11 protein-coding genes and 1 riboswitch are annotated in these 7,703 nt (G+C 67.5%); of the genes, 6 read left to right on the top strand and 5 right to left on the bottom strand.

All coding sequences use genetic code 11. The features are described 5' to 3' along the window. Together ACPGXI_RS13900 and ACPGXI_RS13895 are read left to right on the top strand one after the other, a co-directional pair. A partial coding sequence (locus ACPGXI_RS13900) for an MFS transporter (RefSeq protein WP_526653838.1) occupies nucleotides 1–668 on the top strand: 668 nt, incomplete at its 5' end. Next, nucleotides 665–1,165: a DUF2771 family protein gene (locus ACPGXI_RS13895; protein WP_526653836.1), complete on the top strand. Its 501-nt coding sequence runs from the start codon at nucleotides 665–667 to the stop codon at nucleotides 1,163–1,165. The genes ACPGXI_RS13900 and ACPGXI_RS13895, both read left to right, overlap by 4 nt. A gap of 642 nt (nucleotides 1,166–1,807) precedes the next feature. Here ACPGXI_RS13895 and ACPGXI_RS13890 read toward each other — a convergent pair. Continuing rightward, on the bottom strand, nucleotides 1,808–2,218 hold the full coding sequence (locus tag ACPGXI_RS13890) for a cold-shock protein (RefSeq protein ID WP_526653834.1): 411 nt from the start codon (nucleotides 2,216–2,218) through the stop codon (nucleotides 1,808–1,810). 169 nt (nucleotides 2,219–2,387) lie between these two features. Here ACPGXI_RS13890 and ACPGXI_RS13885 point away from each other — a divergent pair, with 169 nt between their 5' ends. From ACPGXI_RS13885 to ACPGXI_RS13870, 4 genes are all read left to right on the top strand, one after another. Then, nucleotides 2,388–2,792 carry a YccF domain-containing protein gene (locus ACPGXI_RS13885; RefSeq protein ID WP_526653832.1) on the top strand — a complete coding sequence of 135 codons (405 nt, stop codon included), beginning with the start codon at nucleotides 2,388–2,390 and terminating at the stop codon, nucleotides 2,790–2,792. Continuing rightward, nucleotides 2,789–3,856: a GTP 3',8-cyclase MoaA gene (moaA, locus tag ACPGXI_RS13880; protein WP_526653830.1), complete on the top strand. Its 1,068-nt coding sequence runs from the start codon at nucleotides 2,789–2,791 to the stop codon at nucleotides 3,854–3,856. Before ACPGXI_RS13885 ends, moaA begins: the two co-directional genes overlap by 4 nt. A gap of 3 nt (nucleotides 3,857–3,859) precedes the next feature. After that, entirely contained in the window at nucleotides 3,860–4,126 is a 267-nt protein-coding gene (locus ACPGXI_RS13875) for a MoaD/ThiS family protein (RefSeq protein WP_526653828.1), read from the top strand. Nucleotides 4,127–4,372: 246 nt separating this feature from the next. Next, nucleotides 4,373–4,585: riboswitch (cyclic di-AMP (ydaO/yuaA leader) on the top strand. A 9-nt stretch (nucleotides 4,586–4,594) separates the two neighbouring features. Then, nucleotides 4,595–5,893, top strand: a complete 1,299-nt coding sequence (locus ACPGXI_RS13870) for a transglycosylase family protein (RefSeq protein WP_526653826.1) — start codon at nucleotides 4,595–4,597, stop codon at nucleotides 5,891–5,893. Between the two features lie 84 nt (nucleotides 5,894–5,977). On the opposite strand, the gene ACPGXI_RS13865 is transcribed toward ACPGXI_RS13870, so the two are convergent. The 4 genes from ACPGXI_RS13865 to ACPGXI_RS13850 form a co-directional block, all read right to left on the bottom strand. Next, the gene (locus tag ACPGXI_RS13865) at nucleotides 5,978–6,403 is read right to left on the bottom strand and encodes a molybdenum cofactor biosynthesis protein MoaE (RefSeq protein ID WP_526653824.1); all 426 of its coding nucleotides are present in this window, start codon (nucleotides 6,401–6,403) and stop codon (nucleotides 5,978–5,980) included. Then, complete coding sequence (locus ACPGXI_RS13860; RefSeq protein WP_526653822.1) at nucleotides 6,400–6,879, bottom strand: MogA/MoaB family molybdenum cofactor biosynthesis protein; 480 nt, start codon at nucleotides 6,877–6,879, stop codon at nucleotides 6,400–6,402. The genes ACPGXI_RS13865 and ACPGXI_RS13860 overlap by 4 nt, the downstream gene beginning before the upstream one ends. A gap of 7 nt (nucleotides 6,880–6,886) precedes the next feature. Further along, nucleotides 6,887–7,324 (bottom strand): cyclic pyranopterin monophosphate synthase MoaC, encoded by a 438-nt coding sequence (moaC, locus tag ACPGXI_RS13855; RefSeq protein WP_526653840.1) that lies wholly within the window; start codon nucleotides 7,322–7,324, stop codon nucleotides 6,887–6,889. Nucleotides 7,325–7,391: 67 nt separating this feature from the next. Next, nucleotides 7,392–7,583, bottom strand: coding sequence for a hypothetical protein (locus tag ACPGXI_RS13850; protein ID WP_526653820.1), 192 nt, complete (start codon nucleotides 7,581–7,583; stop codon nucleotides 7,392–7,394). Nucleotides 7,584–7,703 lie beyond the last annotated feature (120 nt).

Here is a 7,703-nt window from a genome sequence, read left to right as displayed (position 1 = left end):
CGGTCCGCCGAACGCAGAAGACTCGGCAACCTCTGGGCCGCAACATCATCACTGCGCTGTGGGGCAATTGCACCATCAAGGTAATGGTCGGATTCCTGTTCCTGTATCCGGCGTTCGTGGCCAAAGCGCAAGACGCCGACGGATGGGAGCAGCTACGTATTCTGGGGCTGATCGGAGCGGCGGCCGCCGTCGGCAATTTCGCGGGCAACTTCACGGCCGCGCGCCTCACCCTCGGCCACCCGGCACGATTGGTGGTACGCAGCGCAACGGCGGTCACCGCGATGGCACTGGCGACGGCCGTGACGGGCAACCTACTGGTCGCGGGCGCGGCCACCCTGGTCACGGCAGGCGCCAGCGCGATCGCCAAAGCGTCGCTGGACGCCTCGCTGCAGGATGACCTGCCCGAGGAGTCGCGGGCATCGGCCTTCGGGCGATCAGAGTCGTTGCTGCAGTTGGCCTGGGTCGCCGGCGGTGCCACTGGCGTGTTGATCTACACCGATCTGTGGGCGGGGTTCACTACGATCACCGCGGTGTTGATCCTCGGCCTGGCCCAGACGATCGTGAGCTACCGGGGTGAATCACTGATACCGGGCCTGGGCGGCAACCGTCCGGTGCTGGCCGAACAAGAGGGCGCGCGGACCGATATGACGGCGGTAACACACGAGTGAACGGCCACACCCGAGTCAAACGCGTTGTCGCCGTTCTTGCGGCGGTGGCGCTCCTTGCCTCCACCGGCACGGGGGTACTGGTGTGGCGGCTGACCCGCGACCACACACCGCAACTGCCGGAGATCTCCGCGTATTCGCAGGGACACTCGACGCGGGTGGGGCCCTTCCGGTTCTGCCAGGTCTTCAATCCGACCGATTGCGTGATGACCGGAGAACAGGGCGAGCTGCCCGTCAGCGGTCGCCAACCACTCCAGCTATCGGTGCCTTCGGCGATCGGGCGGGCGCCCTGGGTGCTGCTGCGTGCCTACGAAGATGGTGACCTCATCGAGGAGTTCCGGCCCGACAGCAGGCTGGCGGTGACTGTCCCGACCGTCGACCCGCAGCGCGGCCGACTCATCGGGATCGCCGTGCAGTTGCCGACACTGGTCCGCGACGAGGCGGGCAATGAGATTCCGGTGCCGCACGCCGAATGGTCGGTACGCGGGGTTTGGAACTAGCCACCTTCATCGAGCCCTGAGGAAGCCCCCTCCGCGCCTCTACCCGCGTTCGTCACCATTCGGGTTTGCACGGCTCGCGTCAGCTCTTGCGTTATCGTCGGCAGGTGCCGCGCAACGTGGGCAGAAAACTAGAGTTAGGGGCCCAATCATGAGAACACTCGTGGGCATGTCCGCGGTTGTCGCGCTCGCCTTCTTCGCCGTGGGCTGCGGGTCCGACGAAAACTCGATAACCCAACCGGAGCCCACCACGACCTCAGCGGAGTCCAAGATTACTGCAGACCAGACGCCACCCTCGAAGGCCAACGGCGGAACAGGTGGCCGCGGTGGCGCAGGAGGCCAAGGCGGCGCAGGAGGCCGTGGCGGCGCGGGAGGCCAAGGTGGAGCAGGAGGGGCTGGCGGCGCAGGAGGCCAGGGAGGGGCTGGCGGGTCCGGAGGCCAGGGCGGAGCCCCGGGTCAAGGCGGCCAGGGCGGAGCCGCTGGTCCAGGAGGAACACCGGGTCAACCGGGTCAACCCGGTCAGCCGGGAGCGCCCGGCCAACCAGGACAGCCCGGTTGTGACCCATCAGACCCGAGCTGCGTGCAGGGCGACTGAAAACCCAACCCCCAGCGCGAAGGCAAGCCCAGTTTGGGCCCGCGCACCGCTCAGGCGTCGAGCTCGCGGGCGACGGCCTTCACCACATCGGATACCCGGCGGGCAACCTTGCGGTCCGGGTAGCGACCCTTGCGCAGCTCCGGCTGCACCGTGCTCTCCAACAGGGTGATCATGTCCTCGACCATGCCGTGCAACTCGTCGGGAGTGTGCTTGTGCTCGGCGGCCGCGGCTTCTCGACGGGTCCTGGTCAAGCTCGGCGGCGGCTCGATCAGCTTGAGGCTCAGCGCCTGCGGCCCGCGACGGCCCGCAGCCACCCCGAACTCGACCCGCTGCCCCGCCTTGAGGCTCTCCACGCCGGCGGGCAGCGCCGAGGACCGCACATAGACGTCCTCACCCTCTTCCTGGGAAAGGAATCCGAAGCCCTTCTCGGCGTCGTACCACTTCACCTTGCCGGTCGGCACTGGTCTCACCTGCTTGTCTATCTGAAGCCAATAAAAGTGCGCACCTGTCGGGTGCATAACTAAAGCGCCCCTCCTGCGCCGGGACGCGTCCGAGGCGATCCTACTCGGACGCCGACGCGGCCGGCATCCGCTTATATCGGTAGGCTGCATTCACTGCTGGAGGAAGAAGATGCGACTCGTACTCAATGTGATCTGGTTGATCTTCGGCGGACTATGGCTCGCGCTGGGTTATCTGCTCGCGGCGCTCGTCTGCTTCCTCTTGATCATCACCATCCCGTTCGGGTTCGCAGCCTTACGCATCTCGGCCTATGCACTGTGGCCGTTCGGTCGCACGATCGTGGACAAGCCCGGCAACCGTCCCGGCGCATTGATCGGCAACGTCATCTGGGTCATCTTCTTCGGAGTGTGGCTGGCCATCGGCCATATCGTCAGCGCGGCCGCGCTGGCCATCACGATCATCGGCATCCCGTTGGCCCTGGCCGACCTCAAGATGATTCCGGTGTCACTCATGCCCCTGGGCAAGGAGATCGTGCCGGTCGACTCGGCCAAGACGGCCGACGGAGTCGCGCCATGACGGTCATCGCACTCGGTGTGCCGTCAGCACGGCCCCCGTCCCCGGCGCCTACCGGCGGTCCGCTGGTCGATACGTTCGGGCGGGTCGCCACCGACCTGCGAGTGTCGCTGACCGATCTGTGCAATCTGCGCTGCACTTATTGCATGCCCGCCGAGGGCCTCGACTGGTTGCCCGGCGACCAGAAGCTGCGGCCCGACGAACTCGCCCAGCTGCTGCGCATCGCGGTCACCCGGCTTGGCATCACCAGCGTCCGATTTACCGGCGGCGAGCCCCTGGTCGTCCCTCACCTCGAGGAGGTCATCGCGCAGACGGCCGCATTGCGCCCACGCCCGGAGATCACGCTGACCACCAACGGGGTCGGGCTGGCGCCGCGTGCCGCCGCCCTCAAGGAGGCGGGCCTGGATCGCATCAACGTGTCGCTGGACACCGTCGACGCCGCTCACTTCGCCGCCATCACCCGACGCGACCGGTTGGCCGACGTGCTGGCCGGGCTACAGGCGGCCAGCGCCGCAGGGCTGGACCCGGTGAAGGTGAACGCCGTACTCGATCCAGAGACCGGCCTTGAGGATGCGGTAAATCTGCTGCACTTCTGCCTCGACCACGGCTACCAGTTGCGCATCATCGAACAGATGCCGCTGGACGCCGACCACTCCTGGCAGCGAGACCGCGCCATCAGCGCCGGCGACGTGCTCAGCACGCTGCAGCGTCATTTCGCACTGAGCCCCGACCCGGCCCCGCGTGGTTCAGCACCGGCCCAGCTGTGGCAGGTTTCCGCGGGCGAGGATGGCGGCCAGGTGATCGGGCGGGTCGGCATCATCGCGTCGGTTTCCCAAGCGTTCTGTTCGACGTGCGACCGGACCAGGCTCACCGCTGACGGGCAGATCCGGAACTGCCTATTCGCACGCGAGGAGACCGACCTGCGCGCACTGCTGCGAGCCGGCGCAGACGATGACGCTCTGGAGGCAGCCTGGCGCACCGCGATGTGGGCCAAGGCCGCCGGCCACGGCATCAACGACCCCGGGTTCGTCCAGCCAGATCGCCCGATGAGCGCGATCGGCGGTTAGGCGTTGAAGCCACCCGTCAGGCTCCGGATCACCGTCCGCTACTTCGCCGCGGCGCGAGCCGCAGCCGCCGCCGAGGCCGAGACCATCGACCTGTCCGAGGGAGCTAACGTGGGCGAACTGATCGACGGGCTCAAGGCGCGCGATGCCGGTCTGGCGAATGTTCTCGCCCGCTGTTCCTACCTATGCGACGGACTTGCGGTGCGGGACATGGGCATGACGCTCAGCGACGCCCAGACGGTCGACGTTCTGCCCCCGTTCGCGGGGGGGTAGACGGGCTCGGCTTCGATATCATTCTGTGATTTACATCACATAACGGAATGGTCACAAGATGGCTACGGCGCGGTAGAGGCGCCCAGCACCTGCAGGAACAACGAACTTTCCTGGTGTTTTAGAGATTTTTTAGGATTTGCCGGGGCCCGAACCGTCAACTAAGCCACGAGGTGACGGGACTCTGCCGAGCCATTACCGTCTTGCTCAGGCCGTCGACCCCCCACAATCCGACCGGCCCGCCGGGCGACCAACTGCGCCGAACTCCATCCGTTGGTACCCGGGGACAACGAGAAACACACTGGATGGAGGCGGGGGACCCACTAGGTCCGCCGAAGCATCAGGGACCCGGAGCCCTCTGGCTCCTTGGGGTGAAGCCGTCTTCGTTTCGACGATGCCGGCCGGACGACCTCTCAAGTCCGAACCCGACAGCTGACCTCGCAGGCACCTCGGAGAGGAATACACGTAGTCATGAGCGCACGGCATCGCAAGCCCACTTCGTCCTCTGTAAACGTCGCCAAGGTCGCCGTCACCGGCGCCGTCATCGGCGGCACCACGCTCGCACTCGCCGGTCACGCCAGCGCGGCGACCGACAGCGAGTGGGACCGGGTCGCCGGTTGCGAGTCCGGCGGCAACTGGTCCATCAACACCGGAAACGGCTACCACGGTGGCTTGCAATTCTCGCCGAGCACGTGGTCAGGCCACGGAGGTGGCGAGTTCGCGCCGGTAGCCCACCAAGCCACCAAGGAAGAGCAGATCGCCGTCGCTGAGCGCGTCCTGGCATCCCAGGGCAAAGGCGCATGGCCTTCGTGCGGTGGGCCGCTGTCGGCTCCGACGCCGCGCGATGTGGTCAGCGACGAGCCTGAGGCTCTCGCTGCGGCCGGCGTGAACGCCGAACCGCCCCCGCCGTTGGATCCGTTCGCACCGCCGCCCCCGCCAGCACCATTCGACGCGATGTCGGCTCCGCTGCCGCCCGCGCCCGAAGCGCTACCCCCCGCGCCCGAGGCACTACCGCCCGCGCCCGAAGCGCTGCCCCCCGCGCCGGACGCCGCACTGCCGCCCGCGCCCGAAGCACTGCCCCCCGCGCCCGAAGCGGCACCGGCTCCTGAGGCGCTGCCGCCGGCCCCCATGCCTATGGACGGGCCACTGCCGGCGCCGGCTGCACCGATCGCCGACCCCGCACTTCTCATACCGGTTGACGCACCGCTTCCCGCTCCGGTGGACGCGCCTCCGGTGGACGAGGTCGTCACGGCTGCGAGCTGGCATGCCGACGTACCGCTGCAGCCCATGCCCGGCGACCCTGCACGGCCGGTACTCGCCTCGGATTCCGCAGCGGCACCCGCGTCAGATGTCGCAGCGGCACCCGCGTCAGATGTCCTCGCGGCATCCGCGCCGGTTGAGCCGCTGGCGCCCCTTGCCGGCGTGAATCTCCCCGGTCCAGCAGCTGACGTTGCCAACCAGGCGTTGGCCGAAGAGGCAGGCACCCCGCATCTGGCGAGCCCGGAGAACTTACCCCCCGGCACCACGGTCGATCCCAACGTCGCGGGCAACTCAACCCCCAACCGGACCTACCTGAAAGAGATCTGGCACGCGATCCAGACTCAGGATGTCTCCGGCAGGGATGCATTGCTGGCGCTGAGTCAGCGTCCGCTGAGCACGCCGGACACCCGGGGTGGTCCGTCGCCGAGCTTGCCGGTGCCGGTTGAGACCGATCCGGCGGCCCCGCTGTTTCCGGCCCCCGCTCCGGCTCCGGTGTTGCCGCCTTCCTGACCAACGCGACTTGATCGTCGTCCGACAACACCTCCGGTCGACTCCTCAACGCGACTCGTACCTCGCCGCTTGATCGTCGTCCGACTATGCAGAGTTGACCCACTCGTCGGTGCCGTCGGCGAAGAACTGGTGCTTCCAGACAGGTAGGCGTTCTTTGACCCTGTCCACCAGAAGCGCGCATGTCTCGAAAGCGGCCCGCCGATGGTCGGCCGCCACGGCAGCGACGAGGGCGGCGTCACCGACATACAGGGTGCCGACCCGATGGCTCACGGCGATGGCGCGGACTCCCCCGCAGTCGGCCGCTATCTCGGCGACGACGTCGCTGAGCGCCTGTTGGGCGGACGGATGCGCCGAGTAGTCCAGTCGGATCACCGGTCGTCCACCGTCGTGGTCGCGGACCACGCCGGCGAAGACCACGACCGCACCCGCCGCCTGGTGGGAGACCAGCGCTTCGTGTTCGGCCGAATCGATGAGCTGATCGGTCAGGGCGGCCCGCAGGATGACCGTCATTGCCGGTGATCACCACCACGCAACTGATCCAACGCGTGCCCGAGCACGTCAGCGAGCACGCCCAGGCCGTCGCGGACGCCCCCGGCGGATCCCGGGAGATTCACGATCAGCGTCCGGCCGGCGATGCCGCATACGCCGCGCGACAGAACCGAGGTCGGCACGTGCGGGAGCCCGGCGAGCCTGATGGCCTCGGCGAGGCCCGGAATCTGATAGTCGACCAGTTCGGCAGTGACCTGCGGTGTGCAGTCTGTCGGCGAGATGCCCGTGCCGCCCGAGGTGACGATGACGTCGCGGCTGTCCCGCAGACCAGCTCGCAGCGCCGCCGCGACGGGGTCTCCGTCAGCGACGACGACGGGCGAAGGGGTCGCCACTCCACGGTCGTTGAGCCAGTCCACGATGACCGGACCGCACCGGTCCTCGTAGACACCGGCGGATGCGCGCGTGGAGGCGATGATCACCAACCCTGATCGACTCACGCAGACCTCACCTGGCCCATGTGCCTGTCTTGCCGCCTTCCTTGCGCACCACGCGGATATCGTCGATGCGCGCGGCCCGGTCAACTGCCTTGATCATGTCGTAAATCGTTAGCGCGGCCACGCTGACCGCGGTCAACGCTTCCATCTCCACGCCGGTGCGGTCGGTGGTGCGCACGGTCGCGGTGATGCCGATCGCCCCCGGATCGTCGGCAGCTCCCACGGTGAAGCCGAGGTCGACACCGGTGATCGCCAGGGGGTGGCAGAGCGGAACGAGTTCACTGGTGCGTTTGGCAGCCAGGATGCCCGCCACCCGGGCGGTGGCCAGGGCGTCACCTTTGGGCAGCCCATTGGCGCTGATCATCTCGACGACATCGACCCGGGTGTGCACGGTTCCCTCGGCGACCGCAATCCGCTGGGTGACATCCTTGGCGGTCACGTCGACCATCCTGGCCGAACCCGATTCATCGAGATGCGAGAGATCCGAATGACCGGGTCCCACCGCTAGCGCACCGCTACTTGTTGATAACGGTGGCAGATTGAATGAAGGGGATCTCGTCTGCCGGAAGCGGGAAGGTCACATCTCCAAACGGGGACAGAGCTCCCGTGCGGTCGGCCGCCAGCTCACTGACCGCGTGGTCTTCGACGTCGGTTGTCGGCCAGCCTGGGTCGACGTACTTCTTCTTTTGCCGTTTCTCATCAGCCACGTATCACATTGTGGCAGGCCGATCGCCTGCTGGCGAGAGCGGGACGCTGCTTTACGCTGGTCGGCGATGAGCGCTTGCGCGAAGAGCAGAGGACAAGGACGAGCGCTTGCGCGAAGAGCA

Origin of the sequence: Mycobacterium sp., from assembly GCF_049608025.1 — a bacterium.
GTDB lineage: Bacteria > Actinomycetota > Actinomycetes > Mycobacteriales > Mycobacteriaceae > Mycobacterium.
Note: the sequence above shows the minus strand (reverse complement) of the source record. Positions and strands in the feature narration are given on the sequence as shown.

Excerpts from the sequence above, each read along its gene's own strand:
- ACPGXI_RS13865 (WP_526653824.1), bottom strand. The coding sequence starts at position 6,403 with ATGACGGTCATCCTGCGGGCCGCCCTGACCGATCAGCTCATCGATTCG.
- ACPGXI_RS13870 (WP_526653826.1), top strand. The coding sequence starts at position 4,595 with ATGAGCGCACGGCATCGCAAGCCCACTTCGTCCTCTGTAAACGTCGCC.
- moaA (WP_526653830.1), top strand. The coding sequence starts at position 2,789 with ATGACGGTCATCGCACTCGGTGTGCCGTCAGCACGGCCCCCGTCCCCG.
- moaC (WP_526653840.1), bottom strand. The coding sequence starts at position 7,324 with ATGGTCGACGTGACCGCCAAGGATGTCACCCAGCGGATTGCGGTCGCC.
- ACPGXI_RS13885 (WP_526653832.1), top strand. The coding sequence starts at position 2,388 with ATGCGACTCGTACTCAATGTGATCTGGTTGATCTTCGGCGGACTATGG.